General features: G+C 69.9%; 21 protein-coding genes. 6 read left to right on the forward strand and 15 right to left on the reverse strand.

The features are described 5' to 3' along the window. Positions 1-9: 9 nt before the first annotated feature. Positions 10-807 (forward strand): tyrosine-protein phosphatase, encoded by a 798-nt coding sequence (locus Psi02_RS21325; protein ID WP_203976762.1) that lies wholly within the window; start codon positions 10-12, stop codon positions 805-807. A gap of 1 nt (position 808) precedes the next feature. Here Psi02_RS21325 and Psi02_RS21330 read toward each other — a convergent pair whose 3' ends face one another. Beyond that, the gene (locus tag Psi02_RS21330; RefSeq protein WP_203976763.1) at positions 809-1,873 is read right to left on the reverse strand and encodes a Gfo/Idh/MocA family oxidoreductase; all 1,065 of its coding nucleotides are present in this window, start codon (positions 1,871-1,873) and stop codon (positions 809-811) included. Between the two features lie 23 nt (positions 1,874-1,896). After that, positions 1,897-2,802 (reverse strand): proteasome assembly chaperone family protein, encoded by a 906-nt coding sequence (locus Psi02_RS21335; RefSeq protein WP_203976764.1) that lies wholly within the window; start codon positions 2,800-2,802, stop codon positions 1,897-1,899. A 112-nt stretch (positions 2,803-2,914) separates the two neighbouring features. Between Psi02_RS21335 and Psi02_RS21340 the strand changes: the two genes are divergently transcribed. Continuing rightward, on the forward strand, positions 2,915-3,301 hold the full coding sequence (locus Psi02_RS21340; RefSeq protein ID WP_373317646.1) for an ankyrin repeat domain-containing protein: 387 nt from the start codon (positions 2,915-2,917) through the stop codon (positions 3,299-3,301). Positions 3,302-3,372: 71 nt separating this feature from the next. After that, a complete protein-coding gene (locus tag Psi02_RS21345) occupies positions 3,373-4,353 on the forward strand; it encodes a 4-epi-cubebol synthase (RefSeq protein ID WP_203976766.1) in 981 nt (326 codons plus the stop codon). A gap of 6 nt (positions 4,354-4,359) precedes the next feature. Here the strand turns inward: Psi02_RS21345 and Psi02_RS21350 are convergent, their stop codons facing one another. Beyond that, a complete protein-coding gene (locus tag Psi02_RS21350) occupies positions 4,360-6,474 on the reverse strand; it encodes an ATP-binding protein (protein WP_203976767.1) in 2,115 nt (704 codons plus the stop codon). Between the two features lie 230 nt (positions 6,475-6,704). Here Psi02_RS21350 and Psi02_RS21355 point away from each other — a divergent pair, with 230 nt between their 5' ends. Then, positions 6,705-6,872 (forward strand): hypothetical protein, encoded by a 168-nt coding sequence (locus tag Psi02_RS21355; protein ID WP_203951877.1) that lies wholly within the window; start codon positions 6,705-6,707, stop codon positions 6,870-6,872. A gap of 21 nt (positions 6,873-6,893) precedes the next feature. Here Psi02_RS21355 and Psi02_RS21360 read toward each other — a convergent pair whose 3' ends face one another. Next, the gene (locus Psi02_RS21360; RefSeq protein WP_203976768.1) at positions 6,894-7,775 is read right to left on the reverse strand and encodes an ABC transporter permease; all 882 of its coding nucleotides are present in this window, start codon (positions 7,773-7,775) and stop codon (positions 6,894-6,896) included. Next, positions 7,772-10,363, reverse strand: coding sequence for a CocE/NonD family hydrolase (locus Psi02_RS21365; RefSeq protein WP_203976769.1), 2,592 nt, complete (start codon positions 10,361-10,363; stop codon positions 7,772-7,774). Before Psi02_RS21365 ends, Psi02_RS21360 begins: the two co-directional genes overlap by 4 nt. A 145-nt stretch (positions 10,364-10,508) precedes the next feature. On the opposite strand from Psi02_RS21365, the gene Psi02_RS21370 reads away from it, so the two are divergent. Continuing rightward, on the forward strand, positions 10,509-11,837 hold the full coding sequence (locus Psi02_RS21370; protein ID WP_203976770.1) for a hypothetical protein: 1,329 nt from the start codon (positions 10,509-10,511) through the stop codon (positions 11,835-11,837). Between the two features lie 134 nt (positions 11,838-11,971). Here the strand turns inward: Psi02_RS21370 and Psi02_RS21375 are convergent, their stop codons facing one another. The 5 genes from Psi02_RS21375 to Psi02_RS21395 all read right to left on the reverse strand — a co-directional run bounded on the left by Psi02_RS21375 (position 11,972) and on the right by Psi02_RS21395 (position 19,604). Beyond that, positions 11,972-13,009 carry a CopD family protein gene (locus Psi02_RS21375; protein WP_203976771.1) on the reverse strand — a complete coding sequence of 346 codons (1,038 nt, stop codon included), beginning with the start codon at positions 13,007-13,009 and terminating at the stop codon, positions 11,972-11,974. Then, positions 13,006-13,638, reverse strand: a complete 633-nt coding sequence (locus Psi02_RS21380) for a copper resistance CopC family protein (RefSeq protein ID WP_203976773.1) — start codon at positions 13,636-13,638, stop codon at positions 13,006-13,008. The genes Psi02_RS21375 and Psi02_RS21380 overlap by 4 nt, the downstream gene beginning before the upstream one ends. 640 nt (positions 13,639-14,278) lie before the next feature. Continuing rightward, positions 14,279-16,546 carry an alpha/beta fold hydrolase gene (locus tag Psi02_RS21385; protein ID WP_203976775.1) on the reverse strand — a complete coding sequence of 756 codons (2,268 nt, stop codon included), beginning with the start codon at positions 16,544-16,546 and terminating at the stop codon, positions 14,279-14,281. Between the two features lie 414 nt (positions 16,547-16,960). Then, positions 16,961-17,971, reverse strand: a complete 1,011-nt coding sequence (locus Psi02_RS21390; RefSeq protein WP_203976777.1) for a LacI family DNA-binding transcriptional regulator — start codon at positions 17,969-17,971, stop codon at positions 16,961-16,963. Between the two features lie 841 nt (positions 17,972-18,812). After that, complete coding sequence (locus tag Psi02_RS21395) at positions 18,813-19,604, reverse strand: SDR family NAD(P)-dependent oxidoreductase (RefSeq protein WP_203976779.1); 792 nt, start codon at positions 19,602-19,604, stop codon at positions 18,813-18,815. Positions 19,605-19,864: 260 nt separating this feature from the next. Here Psi02_RS21395 and Psi02_RS21400 point away from each other — a divergent pair, with 260 nt between their 5' ends. Further along, entirely contained in the window at positions 19,865-21,172 is a 1,308-nt protein-coding gene (locus tag Psi02_RS21400; RefSeq protein WP_203976781.1) for an NAD(P)/FAD-dependent oxidoreductase, read from the forward strand. Here the strand turns inward: Psi02_RS21400 and Psi02_RS21405 are convergent. The 5 genes from Psi02_RS21405 to Psi02_RS21425 are packed head-to-tail and all read right to left on the reverse strand — an operon-like array spanning position 21,135 to position 26,722. Beyond that, positions 21,135-22,079, reverse strand: coding sequence for a hypothetical protein (locus tag Psi02_RS21405; protein ID WP_203976783.1), 945 nt, complete (start codon positions 22,077-22,079; stop codon positions 21,135-21,137). The genes Psi02_RS21400 and Psi02_RS21405 overlap by 38 nt on opposite strands. Then, a complete protein-coding gene (locus tag Psi02_RS21410) occupies positions 22,076-23,002 on the reverse strand; it encodes an SCO2521 family protein (protein ID WP_203976785.1) in 927 nt (308 codons plus the stop codon). Before Psi02_RS21410 ends, Psi02_RS21405 begins: the two co-directional genes overlap by 4 nt. 14 nt (positions 23,003-23,016) lie before the next feature. Further along, entirely contained in the window at positions 23,017-23,973 is a 957-nt protein-coding gene (locus Psi02_RS21415; RefSeq protein ID WP_203951562.1) for an SCO2522 family protein, read from the reverse strand. After that, entirely contained in the window at positions 23,970-24,887 is a 918-nt protein-coding gene (locus tag Psi02_RS21420; protein WP_203976787.1) for an SCO2523 family variant P-loop protein, read from the reverse strand. The genes Psi02_RS21415 and Psi02_RS21420 overlap by 4 nt, the downstream gene beginning before the upstream one ends. After that, positions 24,887-26,722, reverse strand: a complete 1,836-nt coding sequence (locus Psi02_RS21425) for an SCO2524 family protein (RefSeq protein ID WP_203976789.1) — start codon at positions 26,720-26,722, stop codon at positions 24,887-24,889. Before Psi02_RS21425 ends, Psi02_RS21420 begins: the two co-directional genes overlap by 1 nt. Positions 26,723-26,833: the final 111 nt, after the last annotated feature.

The following is a 26,833-nucleotide window of genomic DNA, read 5'->3' on the forward strand; positions in this document are numbered from 1 at the left end:
TCATAAGCGATGAACAACTATGAGCGTTGGATAGTTCTCGAAGGTGCGGTCAACGTGCGGGACCTCGGCGGCCTCCCCACCACCGACGGAGGCACCACGCGGTTCGGACGGATCCTGCGGGGCGACAACCTCCAAGGGCTGACCAGCGGAGACGTCACCCGTCTGGTCGGGGAGCTCAAGCTGAGGCACGTCGTCGACCTCCGGTCCGACACAGAGGTCCGGCTGGAAGGCCCCGGCCCTCTCCACCAGGTGGCCGACGTCGGCATCCACCACCTCAGCCTCTTCGCCGAGGGCGGCCATCTCACCGACGTCGACGCGGACACCATCGACGCCAAGGCGCTGCCGTGGCAGGACCGGCTCGACGAGGAGACCCTCGCCGAGTTGCGGGTCACCGGTTACTACTACGGCTATCTCCGCGACCGCCCCGACTCGGTCGTGGGGGCGCTGCGAGTTCTCGCGGAGAACGACGGCATGGCCCTGGTCCACTGCGCCGCGGGCAAGGACCGGACCGGCGTGGTGAGCGCCCTGGCGCTGACCGTGGCCGGAGTCGACAAGGAGGCGATCATCGCCGACTACGCGGCCACGGGCGAGCGCATCGAGGCGATCCTCGCGCGGTTGCGGTCGAGCGAGACCTACCGGTCCGACCTCGACGGCAAGCCGGCCGACAGCCACCTTCCCCGGCCCGAGTACATGGCGCAGTTCTTCGCCACCCTCGAGGACAGGTTCGGCGGCCCGCTCGGCTGGCTCGCAGCCAACGGCTGGACCGACGGCGACACCGAGGCGATGCGCGCCCGTCTCCTGGGCTGAGCTAAGCCGGGTCCGCCTGGTCCATGACCACGGTGGTGCCGGTGGCCGCGGAACGGGCCGCCGCCTCCAGTACGGCGACGGTCTCGGCTGCGCTCTCGGGGGCCACGGGCGGCGGCGTTCCGTCCCGCAGGCAGGCCGCCACGCCCGCGTAGAACTCCTGGTAGGCGCCCGGCTCCGTCGGGACGGCGCGGACGTCGTCGCCGGCCCCCAGCATGCCCCAGCGCTCGGAGGGCTCGGCGCCCCAGACGGCTCCGGCCGTGTCCGGGCGCTCGCCCGCGCGCAGGCGCTCCTCCTGTGGGTCGAGGCCCCACTTGACGTAGGCGCCCCGGGATCCGAGCACCCGGAACCGGGGGCCGAGTTGTGCCGTGACCGCGCTCATCCACAGGTGCGAGCGCGTCCCTCCGGTGTGGGTCAGCGCGATGAACGCGTCGTCGTCGGCCCGGACTCCGGGCCGCCTGACGTCGCTCTCCGCGTGGACGTGCGACACCGGCCCGAACAACTGCAAAGCCTGGTCGACCAGATGGCTGCCGAGGTCGTAGAGCACGCCCGCGATCTCGTCGGGCCCGCCCATCTCGCGCCAGCCGCCCTTCGGGACCGGGCGCCAGCGCTCGAACCGCGACTCGAAGCGGTGGACGTCTCCCAGGTCCGGCAGCAGGCGGCGGATCGTCAGGAAGTCCCCGTCCCATCGCCGGTTCTGGAAGACCGTCAGCATCGATCCGCGGTCGCGGGCCAGCCGTACGAGGTCGCGGGCGTCCGCGGCCGTCCCGGTGAGCGGCTTGTCCACGACGACGGCGAGGCCCTGCTTGATCGCCTCCTGCGCCAGCGGCACGTGGGTGCGGTTGGGCGAGGCGATCACCACCAGGTCCGAACGGCCCCACAGGTCGTCGGCCGTTCCCACGACTTCGACGCCGGGATGGTCCTGTCGCGCCTGCTCGGCCCTGGCGGGGTCGCGCGTCACCACCGCGGCGAGCCGTAACCCCGGGGTGGCGGCGATCAGAGGCGCATGGAAGAACGATCCCGCCGGGCCGTAGCCGATCAGCCCGACGCGGATCTCAGAGGTCGGCATGGACACACCATATGCGGCATGGATCAGTTGTCGTGGTCGTCCCGTTCCGCGAGGAAGGCCTCGAACTGGGCGGCCAGCTCGTCACCCGTCGGCATCGGGGTGCTCTCGGCGAGGAGGTTCTCCCGTTCGGTTCCCGACTGGAACGCGTCGTACTGCTGCTCCAGGCCCTGGATGGCGCCGGAGAGCTCGGTGGAGGCGCTGATCTGCTGCTCGATCTCGGCCGTGGTCTCCTCGGCGGCGCCCCGGAGGCTGTCCATGGGGAAGACCAGCCCGGTGCCGCGCGTCACCGCCTCCAGAGCCGTGACGGCGGACTGGGGGTACTCGGCCTGCGCGAGATAGTGCGGCACGTGGATGGCGTAACCCACGGCGTCGTGGCCCTTGGCGCCGAGGCGTAACTCGATCAGTCCAGCCACGCTGCCCGGCACCTGCACCCTTCCGAAGGGGCTCGGCGGGCCGATGACGAGTTCGCTCCGGCTGCCGTGCGAGGTGAGGCCGAGCGGGCGGGTGTGGGGAACGCCCATCGGGACGCCGTGCATCGTGACGAGCCTGCCGACGCCGAGCCGCGTGGCCAGCATGCCGATGGCCTCCGTGAACAGCTCCCACTCCCGGTCGGGCTCGGGGCCCGTCATGATGAGGAACGGCGTCCCCGTCACGTCGTGAGTGAGATAGACCACGAGTTCGGGGCTGTCGTAGTCGACCCAGTGGTCGGAGTCGAAGGTCATCACGGGACGGCGGGAGCGGTAGTCGATCAGGCGGTCCACGTCGAAGGTCGCGACGACCCGGTGCTCCAGCTCGGCGAGCAGGTGCCCGAGAGCCAGCCTGCCGGCGCCTCCCGCGTCCACGAACCCCTCGAAGTGGTAGAGCAGCACCGGATCGGTCAGCTCCGGGACGTCCCCGTCGAGCCGGTAGAGATCCGTGGGGTCGAACACCGTGTTCCAGCCTTTCTCAAGGGGGCTTTGCCAACTGTTACCTACTGAACCGCTGGGGAGCCGCCTGGATTCCGTGTGATGCAGGTGACCTTACCGGTGGACAATGGTCGGTATGGAGCCGGATCCGGAGCTCGAAGAGTTCGCCACCAAGGTCTTCGGCCTCGCGCGGGCGGGGGAGACCGAGGTGTTGTGCGCCTACGTGGACGCGGGAGTGCCGGTCAACCTGAGGAATGACAAGGGCGACACGCTGGTGATGCTGGCGGCCTACCACGGGCACGCGGCGACCGTCCGCGCACTCACCGAACGCGGCGCGGACCCGGATCTCGCGAACGACCGCGGGCAGACGCCACTCGCCGGAGCCGTGTTCAAGAAGGAGCCTGAGGTGGTCCGGGCACTGATGGACGCGGGTGCCGATCCCGCGGCGGGCACGCCGTCCGCGCTGGACACTGCCCGGTTGTTCGGCAGTTCGGACATTCTGGGGTTGTTAGGGCCAGGTTGAGGTTGAGGGCCGAAATTTCCGTAAATGCTGTCGGTCTAGCGCTCTAATGACCTAATGGTCATGCTTGGCGGATGGCGACTCCCTCTGTGGTTCAGATCGGTAGGGACCCGATCCGCATCCCCTCTCTCACCTGCCCCTTCCCCAGCGCCGTGAATCCGCATGTGGACGAGGTCGACAGAGACACGCTGGCGTGGCTTACGACCTCAGGAATGGTCGACGATCCGGAGCAACTGGAGCGGTTCCGGCGGGCCGCGTACGGATGGCTGGGCGCCCGGACCTATCCGTACGCGTCCCAGGAACTGTGTCAGCTCGTCACCGACTGGTGCGTCTGGCTGTTCGCGTTCGATGACGCGTTCTGCGAGTCCGACAGGCGTGCGGCCGAGATCGCCCGGGCGCTGCCCCAGCTCTACGTCGTGGTGGACGATCTCGCCGGAGACGATCCCCACGGCTCGAAACAGGTCGACGATCCCTTCGCCCGGGCGCTGCTGGACATCAAGGCGCGCATCACCGTCCACGGCGGTCCCGACCAGCTCGACCGGTGGCGCACCGTCACCAAGGACTACCTGTTCGCCCAGGTGTGGGAGGCGGCCAACCGGGAGGACGACGTCGTCCCGACGGTGGACGACTACATCTTCATGCGGCGCAGGACCGGAGCGATGCTCACCGTCTTCGCGCTGATCGACGTGGCAGCCGGGGAGCGGCTCACTCCCGACGAGTGGCGCCACCCCGCGGTCCACGCGATGACCGAGCACGCCAACGACGTCGTCGTGTGGGACAACGACCTCATCTCCTACGCCAAGGAGCACAGCGGGGCCAACGTCCGCAACAATCTGGTCAGCGTCCTGTCCGGCCACACCGGGCGCTCCATCCAGGAGGCGATGGACCGGATCGGCCAGATGCGCGACCAGGCCGTCGCCGACATGGTGACACTCGGGCCGGTCCTGGACTCACTCGGCTCGCCCGCCGTGACCGCCTATGCCCGCGGTCTGGAGTACTGGATCAGTGGCAGCGTCGACTACTCGCTGACCAGCTCGAGGTACTTCGACGTCTGACCGCCGTCAGTCGACGGGAGCGCGGAAATCGTCGAAGTCGTCCAGCGCGTACTCGATGAGGTCGCTCAGGCTCAGCCGCGCTCCCTCGGCGTAGGCGTCGTCGTAGGCGGCGTCGCCGATCGCCTTCTTGCACTCCTTCACGCACTGCTCGTGCTCCGTGGTGAAGAACGGCGAGCCGAACTGGGGCAGCCCGAAGGTCTTCCAGTTGGCCTGGGCCGCGCCCAGCAGGAACGCCGTGCGTTCGGGCCAGCCGAGGTCGAGGCTCAGCCCCGCCAACTGGTCCACGCACAACACCACGCCCAGCACGTCGTGGAAGTGGCGCTTGATGCGCAGCGCCTCCTTGCACGCCGCCAGTGCCTCGTCACGGCGGTCGGTCCCGCGCCGGACGAGCGAGGTGACGTACCAGGCGTACGACCGCAACCACAGCTCACCGCGCTCCTGGCAGACCTTGAGGCAGTCGGCCAGCAGCGTCTCGGCCTCCAGGAAGTCGCCCTGGGCGAGCAGGACCATCGACAGCTCCACGATCGCGGGGAGCAGACCGGGGTTGAGCTCACGTCCACCGCGGTGGAACTCGATCGCGACGCCGAGCAGAGCGGTCGCCTTCTTGGCGTCCCCCTGCAGCATGGCGGCGGTGCCCTGCATCTTGGTGGCCAGCAGGACGGCGACGGAGTCACCCACCTGCACGGCGTCGGTGCTGCACTCCTCGGCCGCGGCGAGCGACCCCGGCAGGTCGCCCTGGGCGCTGCGCAGGTAGGCGAGCACCCACAACGCCTTGCAGCGCTCCTTGCTCGGGGTGGAGCAGCCCTTCAGCGCCCGCTCCAGATAGAGGGCGCCCTCCCGGGCGAACCCGCAGGCGACCCAGAGGAACCACAGCGACGACAGCAGCTCCAGCCCGATCCGGGCCTCGCCCGGGGTGGTCAGGCAGTAGTCGACGGCGATGCGGATGTTGTCGTGCTCCTGGCGCATGCGGGTGTACCAGTGCACCTGCCGCGGGCCCGACCACGACTTCTCGCTGCGCTCGGCGAGCTGGAGATAGTAGTCGCGGTGGCGGCGGCGCAGGGCCGGGGTCTCGCCGAGCTTGTCGAGCCACTCCCCGCCGTACTGCCGGAGCGTGTCGATCAGCCGGTACCGCTGGCCCGCCGCCGTCGGGAAGCTGAGCAGCACCGACTTGTCGACCAGGCCGGACAACACGTCCGCGATGGCGGCCGGCGCGAGGTTGTCGCCCGCGCACACCGATCGGGCGGCCTCCAGCTCGAAGTCTCCGGAGAAGACCGACAGCCGCGCCCACAGCAGGCGCTCGGCGGGCTCACACAGCTCGTGGCTCCAGCCGATGGCCGCGCGGAGCGTCTGGTGCCTCGGCAACGCCGTACGGCTGGCGCCGGCGAGCAGGCTGAACCGGTCGGCCAGCAGCGCGAGGATCTGTTCCACCGACAGCGTCCGCAGGCGGACCGCGGCGAGCTCGATGGCCAGGGGGATGCCGTCGAGGCGGCGGCACAACTCGGCCACGGCGACGACGTTGTCCTCGTCGAGCACGAAGTCGGGCACGACGACGGAGGCGCGCTCGCTGAACAGCTCGACCGCTTCGTTGTTGTACGGGTTGTCCGCCGGGTCCTCGCTGGGGACGGTCAGCGGTGGGACCGCCAGGGTGTACTCATGGCGCGCGTTGAGCGATCGGCGGCTGGTCGCGATGATGCGCAGGTTGGGCGCGCGGTCGAGCAGCTGGTCGGCCAGGCGGGCGCAGGCCTCGACGAGGTGCTCGCACGTGTCCAGGATCAGCAGGAGCTCGCGATCGCCCAGCCACTCGGCCAGCGTGTCCGCCTCGTCCCTGGACGACTGGTCGGCGATGCCGAGAGCCGAGGTGATCGCGTGGTGCACCATTCCCGGGTCCTGCAGCCGCGCGAGGTCGGCGTACCAGACGCCGTCCTTGTACTTGCCGCGAACCTGGTGGGCGATGCGGAGGGCCGTCCGCGACTTCCCGACTCCGCCGATCCCGGTCACGGTGACCAGCCGGGAGTCCTGGAGTCGCTGCCTGAACGAGGCCAGCAGGCGCGTGCGGCCTACGAAGCTGGTCAGCTCAGTGGGCAGATTGCCCTCTCGTCGCCATCCTGATGGCGTTGCCATGCCGCCTCACGGGGGGATCGTCCGGCGTGCTGTCTGTTCCCGCATCGTACCTTTGGCGACCGATAGATGTCCGGATGTGCGGTCGCGACGTTTCCGCTCCGGGGGAAAACTCTGCACCGCGGGCCCGGATCCCCGGCGCCGCACGGGAGAACCGTCCGGCCGGCGCCCTCGCCCGGAGCGGGCACCCGGTCTGGCCGCGCTCCGCCGGCACGGCCGGATAGCATTGGACCGTGACTGCGCAGCATCCGGATGACATGCGTCCGGTGGACCTCTTCGACGAGGGATTGCCGGTGCTTCCCGACCAGACCAGCGACGACACCGACCTGGGATGGGGCGAGTGGAGCTCCGGCTCCGACGACTCCCGTTTCCTGGAGGAGCGCCCGCCTCATTGGGACTAGGGCGCCCCTCGGACATCGCGTCTAGGACACCACGTCCTTGCGGCGGAAGCGCCGGAAGGCGAACGCGATCAGGATCACCGAGTAGGTCACCGAGATCGACACGCCCTTGATCATCCCGCTGTAGTCGGGCTGGGGGGAGAGCGCGTCGAGCCATGCGGTGTTCCAGAACGTGGGCAGGAACTCGCGGAACGAGCCGAGGGCCTCGACCGCCTGGAGGATGCTGCTCACGATCACCAGCCCCACGGCGCCCCCGACCGCGCCCAGAGGGGAGTCGGTGCTGACCGAGAGCAGGAAGGCCATCGCCGCGACGACGAGCTGGCTGACCAGCGCGTACCCGATGACGAGGGCGAACTTGGGCAGCACGTCCGAGGCCGCGATGATCTCTCCGGTGCCCGGCACCCGGATGTCGTTCCAGCCGAACGCCAGGGTGCCCGCCAGCAGCGCCATGAGCGGCAGCACGGTCACCGCGGCCGCCGAGTACCCCAGCGCGACGATCAGCTTCTGGCGCAGCAGCCGGTCGCGGGGGATCGGGGCGGCCAGCAGGTAGCGCAGCGACGACCAGTTCGCCTCGCTCGCCACCGTGTCACCGCAGAACAGGGCGACGGCGACGACGAGCAGGAAGCTGGCCGACACCGACAGCGCGAACGCGGCGAAGTTGAGCCCGCCCGCGGTGGCCAGGTCGGACAACCTGAGCGAGTTGCCGCCGTTCGATCCCGGCCCGAACTGGAAGGCCACCACGAGCACCCAGGGCAGGGCCAGCAGGAGGGCGAACATCGCCATCGTGCGGCGCCGCCTGAACTGGCGCACGATCTCCACGCGCAGCGGCAGGGTCCGCCCGGGGCTGTACCCGGGGGCGTACCCCAGGGTGTTCTCGCCGGCGGCGGGGCTCGCGGGCGCGCTCATCTGCTCTCTCCGATCAGGTCAAGGAAGACGTCCTCGAGGCGGTGGCCGGAGCCGTTCGGCGTGGAGGAGCCGAGCAGGCCCTCGACCGGTCCCTCGGAGACCAGCCGTCCGCGGTGCATCACGACCACGTGGCTGCACGTCTGCTCGACCTCGCCGAGCAGGTGACTGGAGACGATCACCGTACGGCCGCGCTCGGCATAGGCCTTGAGCACCTTGCGCATCTCCGCGATCTGGGGCGGGTCGAGCCCGTTGGTGGGTTCGTCGAGCACGAGCAGGTCGGGCAGGCCGAGCATGGCCTGGGCGATGGCCAGCCGCTGCCGCATCCCCTGGGAGTAGGTGCGCACCGCGCGTTCCAGAGCGGCGCCCAGCCCGGCGATCTCCAGCGCCTCCTCGAGGTGCGCGTCCTCGGCCGGCCGGCCGGTGGCCTGCCAGTAGAGCTCGAGGTTGGACCGGCCCGACAGGTGCGGGAGGAAGCCGGGCCCCTCCACGAACGACCCGAGCCGGGACAACACGGGTGCGCCCGGCACCACCGGATGGCCGAAGATTCGGATCTCGCCTTCGTCGGGGAGGATGAGCCCCATCAGCATGCGCATCGTCGTGGTCTTGCCGGCGCCGTTCGGGCCGAGCAGGCCCAGCACCTGGCCCTTGTCCACCCGGAAGGACAGGTCGTCGACCGCCTTCTCGCCGTTGCTGTACCGCTTGCCCAGACCGGTGATCACCAGCGGCACGTCGGCCAGGTCGGGACGGTCCCCGGCCGATCTGGCGGGGCGCGCGCGCCGGGTCAGGATGATGACCGCGGCGGCCAGGACGGCGGCGAGCGGCAGGGCCCAGGTCCACCACGCGGGGCCGGTCGACGGGGTGATCAGCGCCGGATCGGCGGGCACCGTCAGCTCGGGCGAGGCCAGCCCGATCCGGTAGACGGAGGGCGTGGCCGGCGTGCTGAACCCGAGGTCGGTGGTCGAGATGACCACCCGCATCCGATGACCGGCGTCGAACGTCCTGTCGATCGCCGGAAGCGTCACGGTGACCGGTGTCCCCGCCTCGGTCGCGGTGACCCGGAACGGCGCGACCAGGCTCGACGGCAGCACGGCCACCGGTCCGCCGGAGGAGTCGTAGAGCTTGGCGAACAACGTCGCCTCGCCCGTGCCGTACACCTTGACCTGGACGGTGGGGCTTCCGGTGACGTGCGCGGGCGCGGCCAGGGGAGCGGACTCGAACGCGGCCGCCTGTCCGGGGACGTCGATGGAGACGCCGAGGCCGCCGCCGCTGCGCAGAAGGTCGCCGAATCCCGGGACCGAGGAGATGGAGGCGGGCGAGCCGCCCGGAGGGTTCGCGACCTGCTGTTCGGGTCCGGAGAGCGTCACCGTCGTCTTGCCGGTGCCGGACAGGCCCGGATAGCCGCCGGCGGCGGCGTGCACGAGCACGGTCTGCCGCGTGCCGGGGTCGCGTCCGCCGTCGCGGCTCACGGTGAAGGCGTCCGCGCCCGTTCCCGCGCCGGGCGCGTTCGCCGTCGTGCCCGGGCCGTCCTTGAGCCAGCGGTCGAACCAGCCGGCCGTACGGTCGAAGACCCAGTCGGGCTCGCTGTCGCCGCCGTCGTGCCCGCCGTTGATCCAGGCCATCTCGACGGGCGCGCCGGTCGCGGCGATCTGCCGTGCGTTGGCGTCGGCCTGCCCGAGGGTGAACAGCGAGTCGCGCTGGCCCTGGATCAGGAGCGTGGGAATGCGGATCCCGCCCGGCACCGAGGAGGGGCTCGACCGGCGAAGCAGGCTGATGGCCTCCGGTGTGGCCCGTCCGGTCGAGGCGACGGTCTGGTACATCTCACAGATCGCCGGGAGGAACCGCCCGCACTGCACCTGCTGGGGAGTCAGGGCCCGGGCGGCGCCGGAGGGTCCGGACAGTCCGGCCAGGCTCTGCGCGTCGAGGCCGCCGTCGGGGGCGAGGTCGCTGCCGCCGGAGCTGAAGAAGATCCCCGCCCACATCTTCTTGAAGACGCCGTTCATGGGGCCGTTGCCGCCCGCGTCGGGGAAGAGCGCGTCCGCGAGGTCGTTCCAGGTGATCTCGGGGGCGATCGCGTCGATCCGGTTGTCGTAGGCCGCGGTCATGAGGGCGATGGCCCCGCCGTACGAGCCGCCCGCGATGCCGACGCGCGGGTCGCCCGCCCGGTCGAGGCGGACCTCGGGACGCTTCGCCAGCCAGTCGACGAGCTGGCGGACGTCCTTGACCTCGTAGTCGGGGGAGTTCAGCGCGATCTCGCCGGTGGAGCGGCCGAATCCGCGAGCCGACCAGGTGAGTACGGCATAGCCCCGCCCGGCCAGCCGTACGGCGAGGTCGCGCACGCTCTGCTTGCTCCCGCCGAAGCCGTGTGCCAGCAGCACCGCGGGAGCCTTCCCGCCGGAGGCGGGCGGGAAGAAGGTGGCGTCGAGGGTCACATGCTGGTCGTCCGCGGGGCCGTCCACCACGGAGATGGCCGTGTCCTGGCCCCGGACCGGCTGTCCGGACGGCCACAACGCCCATGCCAGGCCGCCCACGACCACGAGGACCAGTGCGACCACGGCAGTCAGGGCCCGCCGCCCGCCCGGAAACGTCATATCGCGATGCTACTGAGCGATCAGAGGAGATCGATCCACGCGAGCCGGGTTTTCGTCGGCGAGGGCCTTCGTGCGAGCACGCCGGACGCTTCTCCGGGACATCCCCGATTGCGCCTACAACCGGCGGAGCGGCATCATTTCGCGCGTGACGACAGGAACGACGCTCAAGCAGGCCCCCGCTCGCGTCATCGAGTGGGCCCTTCCCTACTGGACCCGCGGGGAGGCGGGGAGGCAGACCCCGGCTGATCTGTTCAGGGTCCTCTACCTCGGCTGGCTCGCGGCGTTCGTCCTGAAGGTGCTCGGGTCGACGTGGGACGTGTCGTGGCACTTCAAGTGGCTGCGTGACGACCTCGCCCCGCCGCACATGCTCAACTCGGTCGGCACGGTCATCGCCGTCGGGCTGGCGATCGTGCACTGGTACACGGGTTACGGCGTCGACCGCCTCGCCTCCCGGCTGATCCAGTGGGGGACGGGGATCTTCCTCATCGCGATCCCGCTGGACCTGATCAACCATCGGGTCAACGGCCTCGACATCACCGCCTGGAGCCCCTCGCACGCTCTGCTGTTCATCGGGACCGCCCTGATGATCGCCGGAGTGATCCGGGGCTGGTACCTGGGGGCCGCGTCGTACGGCGTGATCTCCGAACGGCGGCGGACCATCGTGCTCGCGGTGCTGTTCACGTTCTTCTTCGAGAACGTGCACTTCCCCGAGCAGCATCAGGAGTACGGCGTGCTGGAACTGGCCTCGTGGGATCGGGGCCAGCCGTACGCCGAGCCGAGCCTGCTCCAGTTCGCGGCCAACCAGATGGGCCGGGCGGTGGATCGGCCCATGATCCTCAAGTTCTCGCTGCCGGTGCCCGACTACGTCTACCCGGTCTACGCGGGCGTGGCAGGCATGATCATCCTGGTGGTCGCCCGGCTGATCGTGGGCAAGCGCTGGACGGCCACGTCGATCGCGGCGGTCTACGTCGCCTACCGCTGCCTGGTGTGGCCGCTGCTCGTCGGGACGACCTTCCCCCCGTCGGCGATCCCGTTCTTCTTCCTGCTCGCCGGGCTCGCCGTCGACCTCGCCTTCTTCGTACGGGTTCCGTACTTCAGGCCGGTCCTGGGCGCGGCGCTCGTGACGGCCGGGGTGTACGGCGGGCTCGCCCTCCAGGACCGGCTCCTGGACGCTCCGCCGTACGCGGCGGCGTCGTGGCCGGTGACCGCCGCCGCCCTGGCGGCGGCGTGGCTGGTCGCCGAGTGGCTCGTCGGCAGGCGCCAGGCGTCGGCCGCGTCTGTGGGCGGGTCGTCTGTGGGCGGGTCGTCTGTGAGCGGGTCGTCCGTGGGTGGGGCCGCCTTGGGCGGGGCCGCGGAGACGAGGGCGGAGGCAGAGGACGAACCGGCGAGAGAGCCGGGTGCCGAGCCCGTGCCGACCACCGCGCCCGCGCGTGACTCGGGTGCGGCCACCGCGTCCGACGGAGGCGACGTCTAGCGGCGGATCGCGGCACGTCTAGCGGCGGACCGCGGACCACTGGTGTGGACGGCCCGGCAGGCTTGGTGGCCTGCTGGGCCGTCGTCATCGTGCTCCGGGTGTGTGCGCCTTCGTCGCGGGACTCCGGGCGGCCGTCAGGCGATGGGCGCTCTCGTGAGCGCCACCGCGACGCCGAAGGCGAGGCCCATCACCGCCAGTTCGAACGCCGCCCATGCCGCGAAGGCGGTGGGGGCCTGCCGGGTGATCGCGGGCAGCAGCCGCCATCGGATGTTGGCGCCGAGCAGCGCGATCACGACGACGAACACGGTCTTGGCCAGCACGAGCCAGCCGTACCGGGTGGTCACCAGCGACTCGGGGAAGCTCTGGGCGGGTGCGAGCAGCAACTCGACCAGGGCGTTGAAGACACCGGACAGGCCCACGACGATCAGGGCCACCGTGGCGAGCCGGGAGAAGCGCGGCAGGGCGCGGGCCAGAAGGCCGCGGTCGCGCACCAGCAGCACGGCGAGCGCCGCCAGACCGCCGGTCCATACGGCGGCGCCGATGACGTGCAGCTCCATCGACACCATGGTCAGGTCGTGCCAGTACCAGTTCGAGGCGTGCCCGGTGACGGGGATGGGGAGCAGGCCGAACGCCGCGACGAGCACCCGCAACTCCGCGGGGACCTTCTCCCCGAACCGCACGGCCAGCATGCCCACCGTCGCGCTGACCAGGGCGCACGACGCGCTGATGATGAGCCCCTGACCGGAGCCGATGCGGTCGACGTAGGTGGCCACGTCGGGGAACGTGCCCGGCTGCACCTCAGCGGCGCTCAGGATCGTGGAGACGAGCGCGGCGGCGCACCAGAGCAGCGCGCTCAACACGGCCCAGTGCCTGGCCCGGGACGCGATCGGCTCCGTCCGGTCGGGGTCGTCGAAGCCGAGGAACTTGGGCAGCAGGCTCAGGCCGACGGCGGCCGTCGCGGACAGGTCGAGGACGAGCCGGGCGACGGGCAGGCCGTACTCGACGAACCCGTCCGGCATCGGGATCCCCTCGGCCGGTCCCGGGCGCGTGACCCACGTCGCGATGAGGACCGCGAGCAGTCCGGCCGCCGAGGCTCCCGCGATCGGGAACCTCGACCTGGATCTTTCCGGGATGCCGCCCCGTATCTGTTGTTGCGCGGCCGTCGTGGTCATGCGCCGCTCCCCACGCGCCGGTCGTGCCGTACGAGCCCGAAGGCGGCCATGGCGAGCAGAGCCGCGGTGGCGGCGAGCAGGCCCCAGACCCAGGCGCCGCTCGACGGGCTCACGGGCGGTGCGATGCCGGCTGCCACAGGCGGGCCCGTCGCGGGTCTCATGGTCGTCCCAGGGACCGGCGGAGCGCCGTTAGCGGCGTTGGTGCCGGTCGTCTGGTCGCCCGTGGCGTTCCCGACGGTGAAGGAGACGGTGCCCGTCACGGGATGCCCGTCGTTGGAGACGATCCGGTAGCCGATGACGTACGTTCCGGACGGCCCCTGGCCGCGGAGGGCGACGAAGATGCCGGTGCCGCTCACTCCCACGTCGCCCTGCTCGTAGTGCGCCCCGTCGGGGCCCGTCACGGCGATCCTCGCGAAGTCGCGCCGGACGGCCTGGTCGAAGGTCAGGGTCACTTTCCCGGGGATCGCCGCGAGCACCGCGCCCTGACGGGGATCGCTGCCGGTCAGCACGTTGTGCGCCCGTGCGGGTGTCGCGATCAGCAATGTGGCGGCACATGCGGTCAGCACGACGGCGGCCGCGCGCATGATCGGGCTGCGGCCGGACGTCCCGGCACGCGCGACCTGGAACACCTGAGTCGACCTCCGCTTCGCGAGCCTCGCTGAGACCCGGTGAGTCTTCGTGAATTCGGGTGAATCTGGGTGAGTCGTGGAGTGCAGCCATGGTCCCACTGATCGTGCGCGGTGCTGTCAGGGGCCCGTCTCAGCCGCCTGAGACGCCGATGCCCGGCGATCCGTCGCGGGATCGCCGGGCATCGGATGGGGGGCTCCGGGCCGCGCGAGTGTCACCGGTCTCACGCGGCCCGGAGGCGTCTGCCCGCCGTCGGGGTGGGTCACCCGTCGCGGCGGGCATGCCTGGGGTCGGATCTTCTTTCAGAGGGCGGAGACGTTCGGCTCCCAGCCGGCTGATCGGAAAGTAAGCCGGTATGACCAGGCCCGTCAATGCTCTCTATAAAGAAACTTTCCTGACAGTTACGCCATTCCCGCGTGATCATGCACAGATTCGGGATCAAGCCCCCTGGCAGGTCCGAACCCCGGGCGTGATCATGCACAGGTTCGGCGGCACACCGTCCGGCCAGCGCGACCTTTCGCCGTGATCATGTGCGGATTCGGGATCATGCCGTACGACCAGGGGGAACGCCGATCGTGATCATGCACGGAATCTCAGCCGAAGAGGAGGCCGAGTCCGGAGCCGCCACCGCCCGGAGGGCCGCTACACCACCAGCCAGCCGTACATCCAGGTGATGAAAGCCAGCCCGGCCAAGCACGGGACGATCGCGAACGTGCGAGCCCGCAACCGGAAGGCGGACACGGTGGACACCAGCCAGGCGGCGATGGCGATCAGGCCGTACCAGGGGATTTCCTCTGGAAGGCCGATCGCCAGTGTCATCGGGGCGAAACCACGCAGGCTGTCGATGACGAGCCCGATGAAGGCCAGCCCCAGCAGGCCGCCGAGGACGGCGAGCCAGTCGCCGCGCCGGCGGACCAGCGCCACCAGGCCGAGCAGGAGCTGGAGGGCCGATACGAGCGTGAACCCCAGCAGCGGGAGCAGCATCACCGGATGCTTCGTGATCTCGTACGCGGACGAGGTCAGGAAGATCGTGCCGGGCTGGACCATCGGCCGGGTCGCCTCCGCGGGGTCGCAGGGCGCGCTCGCGGCCGGGTCGTCGAGGAACGCCGCGATCGTACGGCGCCCACAGCCGCTGTTGAGGAACACCGCGTGCCCCACCCCGGCGAACTCGACGAAGCGCGCGGACGGCGTGCGCTGCGCGGTCTCGCGGGCCGCCTCGGGAGGAGTGGTGGCGTCGAACTGGCCGCCCAGGACGAGGATGGGCACGGCGAGGGCAGGCTTGCGCACCGGTGGCCTCGGCGTGCGGGGAGTCCTGGCCTTGATCCTCCCGGCCCGTCCGGTCCCGCGCGTATTTCCTGATCCGGTCGCGCGCGTGTTTCCTGATCCGGTCGCCCCGGGCGTCGTGCGGGTCCTCGGAGTCCGGCCCTGGACGGTGCCGGTCTTGCCCGATCCCGTACCGGAGGCACCGGCCGCGGAGCCGTCCGTCGCGGTCGCGCCCTTGCCGCCGGTGGCGTTCCCGGTCGCGCCCAGGCCGGTGGTGCCGGTCGTGCCCTTGCTGGTCGCGCCAGCGGTGATGTCGCCGGTGATGTCGTTCCCGGTCGTGTCCTTGCCCGGGGTCCCGGTCGCACGATCGGGGGTCTTGCTGCCGGTGCCGGGCGTCTTCCCGGGTGTGGAGGTCGTTCCGGCCGAGGGCGAGCTGACCGCCGTCTTCGGAGGGACGGGCCATGCCGGGCACGCGGCGGCGTCGGCGGCATAGGTGAACAGCGGCCGGCTCCCGGGCGCCGGGACCGGCGGCGGCTGATCCTGGCACAGGACCGTGTAGTACAGGCCCCACTCGTGCGACAGCAGGCCGTCGCTCATGTCGTCCACGAGCGGCTGAAGCAGCCAGGTTCGGCCGTCGGCGACACCGTCGACGAGCGCGGGGATGATCGGGATGACGTCGGACGACTGGAGGGACTCCGCCAGGATCGTGGCCACGTCCGTCCCGTCGAGGAGCAGCGTTACCTCACCGTCCGTGATCGGGTTGCGGGTGGTGAGCGCGACCGGCTTCGCGTTCAACCGCGCGACCATCGCGTCGAAGCGGGCGGTGATCCCCAGCTTCGCGATGGTCGCAGCGAGCCTGGGCCAGCCGTCGCCGTTCGGTGCCACCCGGCCGGTCACCAGGGAGTCGAGCACCACACTCCTGGTGCCCTGCGGGTCCTTGGCGGCGGCCTGGAGCATCACACGCGTGGAGTAGCTGACGCCCAGCAGGTTCCACTTCGAGTAGCCGATGGCCTTGCGGAGATCGACCACGTCGGCGGCGATCTCGGAGGTCCGGTAGCCGGACAGGGATGCCTGTCCCGAGAGGCGGTCCTGGCAGGCCAGGGCGCTCTTGGCGAGCAGCGCGCTCTCCTGCGCCGCCTGGCCGGTGGTCTGGAGCGTCTGGACCAGGCCCTCGGCGATCTCGGGGCACTGAAGCCGGGGCTCGGAGAAACGATCGCCGCGCTGCTCGATCGTGATGACGTCGCGGTTGGGCAGCATCTCCACGAGGAACCCGGTCAGCTGCTGCGACGACGCCCCCGGGCCGCCGCCCATGTAGACGACCGCGTCGGCCTTGCGTCCGGGGCCCTCCGCGTGGTGTACGGCGTAGCCGACCTTGATGGTCGTGCCGGACGGTGCGTCACGCCGTTCGGGGACGATGAGGAATCCGCAGATTGTCCCGGCCGGAAGCTGCCTGGAGCACGGATGCTGTTCTACCCGGGCCTGCTTCGTGGAGCCGGTGACAGGTGCCTGCGACGTCGATTGAGCGGTGCGAGTGGCCTGCGGCGTGGGCCGGCCGGTCGTTTGCGGCGTGGCCCGGCCCGTCGTCTGTGGTGTGGCTCCGCCGGTCGTCTGGGGCGTGGGGTCCGCAGTGGCTCGTTCAGCGTGCACTGCCGCCTGCGCACCCGGCATAACAAGAGAAGTCAGAATTAGTGCCGCGACAAATGCCGTGACGGCCGCTCCACGTATGCCCTGCAACCGTCAGCCCCGTTTCACCGAAACCCTGCAATTTCGCAGAAACCATAGCGCGAACACCACACGGTCGGAGCAAAGGGTTCAAGCGTGAATGAAGGGGTCGAGCCGGGTTCCTCCCGCTGGAGGACCGTGGATTTCCCGGTCCCACCGGCCATGGATGGCCTTCCGCGGCACGGCCCCGGCCGGGCTCCGCCTGACGGTACGCACCCCGCTTGTACGGCTATAGCCGTACAAGCGGGTTAGTGGAATTCCCCGCCTGAGGGATCCGCCTCCGCGGCACTCTTGAGCCTGAGGAGTATTTTCGCCGGTTTCCGCATCCCAACGGGAACGTCAGCGAGGTGGCTCGGTGCTATCGCGGATGACGAGGTCGGTCGCCAGTTCGACGCGGCGGGCGTCGGACCCTTCTCCGCGCCCCATGGCGAGCACCATGCGAGCCGCGAGGGCGGCCATCTCCTGGAGCGGCTGCCGGACGGTGGTCAGCGGCGGCCAGGCCGACCGGGCCAGCGGCAGATCGTCGAAGCCGACGACGCTCAGGTCCTCGGGGACCCGGAGGCCGCGCTGGCGTGCCGCCTCGAACACGCCGAACGCCTGCAGGTCGCTCCCGGCGAAGATGGCGGTGGGCGGATCGGGAAGCGACAGCAGGCTGTGCCCGTGGTCGTGGCCGGAGTTGACCAGGAAGTCGCCGTTCCGGATGAGCTCGGAATCGATGCCGAGGCCCGCGGTCTCCAGCGCCGCACGGTAACCGTCGATCCTGGCCCGGCTGCACAACATGTCGGCCGGCCCGCCGATCATGCCGATCCTCGTGTGACCGAGGCTGAGGAGGTGGCGGGTGGCGGCCAGGCCGCCGTGCCAGTTGGTGGCGCCGACGGACGCGACACCCGGCGCCGGCTCACCCTCAGGATCGACGACGACGAACGGGATCGAGCGGGCGCTGAGCTGCCCCTGCTGCCGCACGGAGAGCCGGGAGCCGACGATGATCACCCCGTCGGTGCGCCGGGCCGCGATGCGCTCCAGCCAGTCGCGCCCGGGTCCGGCGTGGGTGTGTAGAACCGAGATGACGACGCTCGCGCCGGCCTCGTGGGCCGCGGTCTCGGCCCCCCGGACCAGTTCCATCGCCCACGGACTCTCGATCTCGGCGAAGACCAGGTCGAGCAGCCCCACTGGTCCGTCGCCCTGTCCGGTCCTGCGCTGGTAGCCGTGCTTGTGCAGCAGGCGCTCCACGCGCTGCCGGGTGTCCGGAGCGACCTCGGGGCGGCCGTTGATCACTTTGGAGACGGTCGGTACGGAGACGCCGGCCTCCTGGGCGATGAGGGCGATCGTCACCCGCCTTTTTGCTGGCATGAGTCAGAGCGTATCCGAAAACTTTCGGTGCTCTTCTCGCAGGGTGGGGGCCGTGTTCCGGAGATCGGGACGTGGGATCGCTCCCACGGGACCCTTGACGATGTCACCCGGCTTATTTATTCTCCGGATCACGAAACATTCGGCTAATGGCCGAAAATTTCGTAACTGTGCGGAGGGCCGGGCAGGTCGGCGCCCGGCCCTCCCCGGCGGCCTGCCGGACGAGGAGATTCGATGACGCCGCGTGTCTCAGGCCCGCACCTGCCGGACGAGGAGAACTTCCCTGTACGACTGCACGGAGTCGCGACCAGCCCGAGCTCACGTCGTGATCATGCACACCTTCTGCGACTTGCACGCTGAGCTGCGCCGATGGATTACGTGATCATGCACAGGTTCGGGGAAACGGTCGCTGACCGGCCACGACACCGGCCGTGATCATGCACAAGTTCTGCCGCACGCGTACTGACCTGTCGAAACGACATACGTGATCATGCGTTGGCCGTCCACGTGCACTCCATCGACCGCTTGGCGGGCCGGACGGCATGAGCTCAGGTCCAGAGCGAGAACATCGGCGCTGATTGAACGACCACTGCATGATCACCCAATGCGTCAGGCCTGGTCGGCCGCTGTGTCCCCGAACCCGTGCATGATCACGGATTCGATCGGCGCAGCTGGGCGCGCAAGTCGCAGAAGGTGTGCATGATCACGGCCGGTGGTGTGGCTGGTCGGCGGCCACTTCTCCGAACTTGTGCATGATCACGGAGTGGATCGGTGCAGCTCGGCGCATGAATTACAGAAGGTGTGCATGATCACGCTGGGGGGAGGGGGGACGGGGGGAGGGGCCTCAGGGGAGGGCTCGGCGGGTCGCCTGGCGGGTCGCGTGGACGGACAGGGCCGGGGAGAGCCGTACGAGACTCCATGCCCGCCTGGCGAACGACGGCACCACGATGAGCGCCTGGCCGCGTTCCAGGCCCCGGATGACGTCACGCGCCACGGCGTCGGCGGGGTAGAGCCGCTTCTGCACCCTGACCCCGATCGTCCTGGCCAGGCGGCCGATCTCGGTCTGCGGCAGGCCGGGGTTGGTGTGGTCGAGCAGCGGCGTGTCGACGAAGCCGGGACAGATGGCGCTCACCTTGACGCCGTGCGCCGCCGCCTCGACCCGCAGGGCGAGGGACAGGCCGACGACGGCGTACTTGGTGGTGGTGTACGGCAACATCAGCGGCACGGGGATCAGCCCGGCCAGCGAGGCGGTGTTGACGATGTACCCGAATCCCTGCTCGACCATGATCGGATATGCCGCCTGGACACCGTGCACCACGCCGCGCAGGTTGACGTCGAGCATGCGGTTCCAGTGGTCGAGAGTCAGCTCGTCGGTCCGGCCGGCGACCGCGATGCCGGCGTTGTTGAACATGAAGTCCAGCCGCCCGCGGTCCGCCTTGAGGCCGCCGACCAGGTCCTCCACGGCCGCCGCGTCCGTGACGTCCACTCGTGCTCCGGAGCATCCGAGCTCGCGGGCCGTGGACTCGGCGCCCGCGATGTCGGCGATCGTGACGTCGACGCCGCGACGGAGCAGTTCGATCGCGACGGCTCTTCCGATGCCGGACGATCCTCCGGTGACGATCGCGGTCTTCGCCATGTCGGCTCCTCCCCGCCGGTGCCGGTTCGTCATGCCGTACGGGCCGTCGACGCGCGTACCCGACGATCTATTCTACGAACGTCCAATAACCCTGACGAAGGTGCGTCGGCACACTGCGAACTCGCTCCATTTCCGCGCTTTCAAGATTCCCGCGCGGTACAGTTGCCGACCAAGGCCACGAGTCTGTGACCTTCTAGAACGGCGCTGCCTCGCCTACCGTCGAAGCGAGGGGATCGCGCGGAAGCACTGAGGAGCCCGGGTTGCCTGAAACCTGCGATGTCGCGATCATCGGCGGTGGTGTGATCGGATGCGCGATCGCTCACCGCCTTGGTTCTGAGGGACGCGACGTCGTCCTCATCGACGCGGGGGATCGCCTCGGTCTCGGCGCCTCCGACGCGGCCATGGGCGGCATCCTGACGCAGACGGAGCCCGCCTGCCTGGGCCCGCTGAGCACGGTCATCAAGCGCAGCCGCGACATCTACCAGGACTGGCTCGACGAGCTCACCTCGATCTCCGGCGCCGCGGTCCACGTGCTGGACGGCGGCGACATCCAGGTCGCGCTCGACGACGCGGCGATGACGCGGCTGGAGACCGATGTCCTGCCCCAGTGGAAGAACTCGCCCTTCGCCGTCGTCCGCCTGACCGCCGCGGACGCCAAGGAGCTCGAGCCACTGCTGAGCGACGCGGTCGTCGGCGGGTTCCTGCTTCCCGAAGAGCTGGCGCTGGACCCGCGGGAGCTCATGGTGGCCCTCGGCAGGGCGCTGACGCTGGAAGGCGGTGCGGTGCGCGTCCGGCTGGGCTCGCGGGCCACCGGCCTCGAGTCGACGCCGAACGGCGTGGTCGTCGAACTCGGCGACGGCTCGCGCATCTCGGCCGGCACGGTCGTCGTCGCCGCCGGGCATCACAGCGTGCACTTCCTGCCCGAACTCAGGGAGCACCTGTTCCCGATCAAGGGTGAGGCCTTCGACATGCGGCCGCCCGGCGCCACCACCTACCCGCTGCGTCACCACGTCTTCACCGAGATCATCGAAGACGGCTACGAGGGGTACCCCTACCTCGTCCCGCGGCACGACGGCAGGGTCGCCGTCGGCGTCACGTACGAGCCGCGCGTGGGCGAGGCGGAGGTGACCGACCGGGCCCGCGACGAGATCATGAGGGGCGTGGCGGCGCTGATGCCGGCGGCCACGAACTGGCCCATCGAGAAGCGCTGGGCCGGGCTGCGCCCGGGAAGCACGGACCACATGCCGATCATCGGCTTCGTCGACGTTCATGAGCGGGTCCTGGCGGCCACCGGCCACAGCGGCCTCGGCGTCACCCTCGCTCCCGTCACCGCGGAGATGGTCTCGGCCCTCATCCGCCGTGACGTCGACGAGGAGACGCGCAAGCGACTCGACATCTGCCGGCCCGACCGCACGTTCGTCGCGGCCACGCCGGCCGAGACCACGGCCACGCCGGCGGAGACCGCGGCTGCACGCGCGAGGACCGCGGCTGCACGAGCGGAGACCGCGGCCACGCCGGCGGACAGGGCGGCTACGCCAGTGGAGACGCCAGCTCCCACAACTCCCTGAAGCGGTCGGTCCGCCGCTTCACCTGCGGCGGTTCGAGCACCAGGAGCGTGTGAACGAAGGTGTGCGTGGTGATCTCACCCACCTGCGGAGACGGGGTCACCTCGTAGCTGACGACGTCGTCGAAGACGATGAAGTCGAACAGTCCCAGCGGAGTGACGAGGGTGTCCGGCGTGAGGACGCGGACCTGTACGCCGATCTCCGAGTGCATCTTGCAGATGCGGCGGAACTTCTCCGATTCCGCGTCGGAACGATCCACGAAGAAGATGCGCCGGATGCGCACACCCTCACGGATGCGGTCCCGCTGTGCCTCCAGGTAGCGCTGGCCCGCGTCGGTGGTCCAGAAACCGCCGTCGAACTCGGTGATCCCCTGGTCGACCAGGTTGAGGCTGAGGGCGTCCAGGGAGCGCTGCGTGTTAGCGGTGAGGCCGAGGAGCCAGTCACGGTCCTCGCCCTCGTAGATGACGTTGCCCTCGCCGAGCTCGCGGAGAAGCGTGGAGATCCTGGCGATCTCCGTCTGGGCGAACGCCTGGACGAGCAACGGCATCCCCCTGTCGACCCTGGTGGCGTTGCGGACGAGCTGGGTGACCACGTCGGTCTGTACGGCGGACGCCTCCACCAGGCCGAACAGCTCAGTCGCCTCGTTGATCCTGGACATGCCCGCGACCATTTCCAGGCGCGTCGACTCGAGTTGCCTGTCGACGTCGATGAGGTACTGGACGACGATGACCACGCTGCTGATGAAGACGGTGAGGACGAGACCCCACGCCTGGGGTTCCGCGTCGGTCTTGAGGAACGGGCCGTTGTCGTCGGTCACGAAATAGGTCGGGATGCCGACCGCCGCCGTGATGAGGATCTTCCTGAGCGTGCGTGGCATGATCTCGCGCGTCAGCTTGCTCTTCACCGTCACCGGGCCCCGCCCCCGCTTTTCTCTCGTAAGAAGGCCAACGTGTGAACCGCGAGCTGGTCGCGGACACGGTCGACCAGCGACTGCCATTGACGTGTGAATCCCGGACGCCGGTCGAGGCTTTCCCAGTAGGCGCTCAGCACGTCGTCGACCCGGGCGGACGGCATCCACAGATGCAGGAGGTGGTCCACGGCGGGAGCCAGCTTGACCGCCGCCTCCGGCCCGGGCGTGCCGCCGATGCGCGCACGTTCGATGATGACCAGCAGGGCCGTCAGCAGCCAGTCGTGCAGCGCCAGGTCCTCGCAGAGGTCGGCGACGGCGGGGGTGAACTCGCCCGTGTGGACGAGCCGTACCGTGCGCATCTGCTCGGAGTGAAGGGTGAAGCGGATGGCCGGCTCGCCCTCTTCGGCCACCCAGCGGAGCCGCGTACGGGCGATCTTGAACGGCGCCCGCCGGTCGAGGAGCGGAGACGACTGGACCACGTCGAGAAAGCGGGCGCTGATCGCACCGAGGTCGAGGCCGTCCGCAGGCGGATCCTCGGCGAACCCGTCGGCGAGGTCCCGGGATTTGACCTTGCCCAGCACCTCGACCACGCCCGGCCGCGCGAGGTAGTGCGACCACGGCTGCCGGCGGTCGGAGCCGCTGCGTTCGATCCGGGTGAAGGAGGAGCCCTGCACCACCCGCCCGCCCGTGATGGAGGAGCGGGACAGAACCGTGCCGGCCCCTCTGATCCGCGACTGCGAGGCCGACGGCAGGCGGCAGTCGACTCCGGTCAGCAGATCCGGCGACACCGCGTAGACGATGGGACGCCGGGAGACGCGGACCCTCTCGCCCGAAAGCAACTGGAGCACGTCCCGGCAGGTCGATTCGGGTATCTCCCCGGAGTTCTGCAGCAGCCCGGTGTGGACTTCCCCCATGACAAGCATCAGCTCGAAGGCTCCTAAGCGAAGACGTAGGAGATGCGGTCCACGAGCTCTTCTTCGAGCCGGATGCCCTCGCCGCCGCTTCGCGCGACCACCTGCCGAAGGACGTCGCCGTCCACCGCCACCTGGCTCAGGATCGTGCGCACGGCCAGTTCGACGGGCAGGAAACGAGGAGAGAGAACGGACAGTGTGGTGTACGCGCTGAACGGCGCCGCTGCCGGGTTCAGCTGCATGACGGCGGGGAGGGACTCCCAGTCGTCGGGGAAGGCGTCTTCACGCATGACCGGCCGGAGCGGGAGCCGTCCGTCCGTGCGCAGCAGCCCGAGACGCAGGAGTTGCCAGACCGCGGCCAGGAACGGGCACGACCATGTGCGCTTCCCGCCGTTCTCGTCCCACAGCTCCACGTCCACGAAGATGGAGTGGCCGCGCTTGGCGTTCTGCAGCGGGGGCGCCCACCGATTGGCCTTGCCCATGGCCTGTACGGTTCCCACCTGCGGAGACCGTGCGCCGTTGCACAACCAGCCGCTCTCCTTCACCGGTGGGCGGGAGCCGTTGGTGTCCGGCGGCGGGTCGTTGACCAGCCGGTCCTCCACCAGCCTGGCCAGCTCGACGCCGTCCGATACGGCGCAGGCCGACTCTCTGGCGATGTAGTCGATGGTCAGGTCGCAGTCGGCCGCGGCCTCGAGCACCATCGGCACCAGTTCGGCCGGTGTGCTGAACCGGCTGAAGTAGTCGTCGATGAGGAAGCACGTGCTGACCCTGGCGCGACCGCCCGGAACCCGGTCCTGCCAGCTCGACCGGACGGTGCCGGCCCAGGGGGCGACCCGGCGGAACTGCTCACGCAGCCGTTCCGGACCGGCCTCGAAGTCCTCCATGTAGAGGTGCCCGAGCTCGATGGACACGTGGGAGAGGGGAGCGGACGCGATCCGGCGCTCAGCCGCGACCTCGCCGAACGTCGCGTTCACCGACGTCACAGACCCTCCCATGCGGCGTCGTCCACGATCTTCTTGGCCAGGTCGTCGAACGCCGCGGCCGTCTCGGCATTCGCGATCTTGCTCGCCAGGACATCCTCGTCCGAGATGAGCTGCTCGCGCCACTGGAGGATCGGGTCCAGTGGGATCTTGCCGAGCATCGACGTGCGCCCGACCTTGTGCCGGCTCGCCAGCTCGCGCAGCTCGGTGTCGCAGGCGAACAGCCAGGCGCGCTGCTCGTCACGCAGACCCACCAGCTCGGCGGCGTCGGGTTCGAGCACGGCGGTCCTGACGAAGCGGATGCGGTCGCGGAGGGCGTTGCGGTCGTGCCCGAACCTCGTGCCGGCGTCGAGAAGTCCGTCGGCACCGGTGACCAGGCCGTCCGCCGCGATGATGTGCTGCCGGGTCCAGCGGTGGAAGACCAGCCAGCGAAAGGGCACCGACGGCAGCCTGACCGTGGCCTGCAGGACCATCTCCGCGGTGAAGGAGCGGCCGGCGCTCACGTCGACCATGACCAGGTCGAACTCCTCATCGAGGCGACTGAACAACTGGACGCACCTTCGGAGCGTCTCCTCCTCGACGGCGGGAAGCTCGCCGCCGCCCTCGTTGCCGGGCAGCAGCACCAGCCGCCCCGCGCCGGGCGGCTTGGTCCGCAGCCCCTCTCGATCGGACTCGGTCCAGACGTCCACGCGGTGCGGCTCCGGGGCGCCCTCGCCGAGGAGGTAGTCGTGCAGGCCCTTCCGCGTCGTCCCCCTGGCCACCGAGCCGACGCTGAAGATCGCCCCGGCCGTCGGGGAGCCGAAGTCGAAGTCGAGATAGCAGACGTCGTTGCCCTGCAGGGCATGCCGGTACACGATGTTGGTGCTGGTGACCGAGCGGCCGGTCCCGCCCTTGTCCGAGATGGCGAAGATCAGCATCAGATCGCCTCCGAGGCGCTGTCACGCGCGGTGGTGAGGCGTTCCAGGTCGAGGAGCGCGTCGATCACGAGGGCGTTCGCGGTGGCGGGCCTGCTACTGATGATCAGCCGGGCCCGGTTGAGGGCGGCCTGGATGCTCCGCAGCTTGGGCTGGATGGTCTGTCCGGTGATCAGCGGCCGGGTGACGAGTTCCTGGTCCAGCAGGTGCTCGGCCTCGCTGAGCATCTGGTAGGCGAAGTCGACGAGTTGCGGGCTCCGCAGGGGGGAGTCGCCGCTGGCCTGGGCGGCCGCGACGAGGAACTCGACCACGCGCTCGCTGAAGTACCAGGACGGCTCCTCGTGGTGGGCGTCGAGGTCGGAGAAGACGTTGGCGGGCTGGTCCCAGAGCCCACGCCCGACCCCCTCGGTGCCCCGGCGCAGCATGATGTGGCGCCAGATCCTGTCGGCCAGACTCAGCAGCTTCTCTCTGGTCCTGGTGTTCTGCGCGATCGAGGCGGCCCAGATCGTCCTCTTGAGCAACGTGATCGCGAAGTCGGAGACGACCCAGACCATGTGGGGGCCGAGGGAGTCGCTGCCCTGCAGATTGACCTGGACGCCGGGGGAGTGCATGAGGACGGGCAGGTCGCCCGGCACGGCCCTGCGGATGATCCTCGCCCGGATGGCGAGCTCCTCCAGGACGTCCGCGACCCGGCCGAGGTCGACGTCGCCGGTGCGGTTGTTGACGAGGCTCTGCACGACCATCGCGGTGACGCCGAGGCTGTAGTACTCCGACTCCTTCTCGTCGGAGGTCTTCCAGGGGATGTCCTCCAGCGGCCAGGTGCCCTTGCCGTACATGGCGATGGTGCGCCAGTAGCGCTGGGTGATGTCCCAGCGGCGCTGGAGCGCCTGGGCGAGGGTCAGCTGGTCGTCGTCGAGCAGGCCGAGGATTCTGGTCCGCTCCGACCACAGGTCCTGGACGCCGACGAGGGCGTTGACCGTGAAGTACAGGAAGGGATTGTCCGCGGCGACGCCCTTGGGCTGCGGGCCGACGTGCAACGGCGTGACGACGTCGGGGGCGTCCTTCACGATCCCCCACGTCCAGCCGCACTCGAACAGCAGGTTCTCGTTGTCGAGGTCGACCTCGCTGCCGGATCCGATCGTGAGGTCGCGAAGGCCGGCGCGGACGGGGCGCAACTCGCGTCGCAGGTCGTCGAGGACCCGCCGCTCCGCGGCGCCCGTCTGGTTGACCGTGCGCAGCAGGGCGCGGCCCGCGGGGGAGCCGGGGTCGAACGCGTTGACCGTGAAGCTGCGCAGCAGCCCGACCATGGCCGCCGACAGGCGGGTGTTGGACATCTCCTCCAGCGTCCGGATCTCCTTGCGGATGTCCTCGCGTCTGACGCTCTGCCGGAAGACCTTGAGGAAGCCCAGTGTGCCCAGCATGAGCGTGACCGACATGGAGAAGGAGTCGACCACGTCGAGTTGCAACTGCTCCGGGGTGACCTTCACGTCGGGGTCGGCGGTGCTGAAGTAGGTGCCGCCGGAGAAGAGCGGGCGCCCGTCGTCTCCGGTGTAGGTGCGCAGGTATTCGCCGATGACCTTGAGGAGGAGCTTGGGGATCTCGACGCTGTCGCCCAGCCGGGACAGCGCTGTCAGCACGTCGTCGGCCGTCTCATCCGGGGCGTCCAGCCGGAAACCGGGGAGTTCGGAGGCCGGATGCATGAAACACAGGAGTTGCTCGGCGTCCGAGATGGAGTTCGATCCGTCTCTCCCGCCCCATGTCCACACTCCGTCACGGAGCGAGGTGCGGGCGGCCGCCTCCCAGACCTCCAAGAGCTGCTGACGGGGCTGGAGTTTCATAGGTGAACCCTCTCTGCACTACGGGGTGACGACGTAGTCCGGCGGGCCGATGAAGGGGTTCTCGGCTTCCTTTAGGGCTTGCTTTTGCTGCTAGGTGGAGACGAGACCACC

It is taken from the genome of Planotetraspora silvatica (genome assembly GCF_016863315.1).
In the GTDB taxonomy this organism is placed as follows: domain Bacteria; phylum Actinomycetota; class Actinomycetes; order Streptosporangiales; family Streptosporangiaceae; genus Planotetraspora; species Planotetraspora silvatica.

What these genes read in the sequence shown, in the direction of transcription:
- Psi02_RS21325 (WP_203976762.1), top strand. Translation starts at nt 10, where the DNA reads ATGAACAACTATGAGCGTTGGATAGTTCTCGAAGGTGCGGTCAACGTG.
- Psi02_RS21330 (WP_203976763.1), bottom strand. Translation starts at nt 1,873, where the DNA reads ATGCCGACCTCTGAGATCCGCGTCGGGCTGATCGGCTACGGCCCGGCG.
- Psi02_RS21340 (WP_373317646.1), top strand. Translation starts at nt 2,915, where the DNA reads ATGGAGCCGGATCCGGAGCTCGAAGAGTTCGCCACCAAGGTCTTCGGC.
- Psi02_RS21345 (WP_203976766.1), top strand. Translation starts at nt 3,373, where the DNA reads ATGGCGACTCCCTCTGTGGTTCAGATCGGTAGGGACCCGATCCGCATC.
- Psi02_RS21350 (WP_203976767.1), bottom strand. Translation starts at nt 6,474, where the DNA reads ATGGCAACGCCATCAGGATGGCGACGAGAGGGCAATCTGCCCACTGAG.
- Psi02_RS21360 (WP_203976768.1), bottom strand. Translation starts at nt 7,775, where the DNA reads ATGAGCGCGCCCGCGAGCCCCGCCGCCGGCGAGAACACCCTGGGGTAC.
- Psi02_RS21365 (WP_203976769.1), bottom strand. Translation starts at nt 10,363, where the DNA reads ATGACGTTTCCGGGCGGGCGGCGGGCCCTGACTGCCGTGGTCGCACTG.
- Psi02_RS21375 (WP_203976771.1), bottom strand. Translation starts at nt 13,009, where the DNA reads ATGACCACGACGGCCGCGCAACAACAGATACGGGGCGGCATCCCGGAA.
- Psi02_RS21390 (WP_203976777.1), bottom strand. Translation starts at nt 17,971, where the DNA reads ATGCCAGCAAAAAGGCGGGTGACGATCGCCCTCATCGCCCAGGAGGCC.
- Psi02_RS21395 (WP_203976779.1), bottom strand. Translation starts at nt 19,604, where the DNA reads ATGGCGAAGACCGCGATCGTCACCGGAGGATCGTCCGGCATCGGAAGA.
- Psi02_RS21410 (WP_203976785.1), bottom strand. Translation starts at nt 23,002, where the DNA reads ATGCTTGTCATGGGGGAAGTCCACACCGGGCTGCTGCAGAACTCCGGG.
- Psi02_RS21420 (WP_203976787.1), bottom strand. Translation starts at nt 24,887, where the DNA reads ATGCTGATCTTCGCCATCTCGGACAAGGGCGGGACCGGCCGCTCGGTC.
- Psi02_RS21425 (WP_203976789.1), bottom strand. Translation starts at nt 26,722, where the DNA reads ATGAAACTCCAGCCCCGTCAGCAGCTCTTGGAGGTCTGGGAGGCGGCC.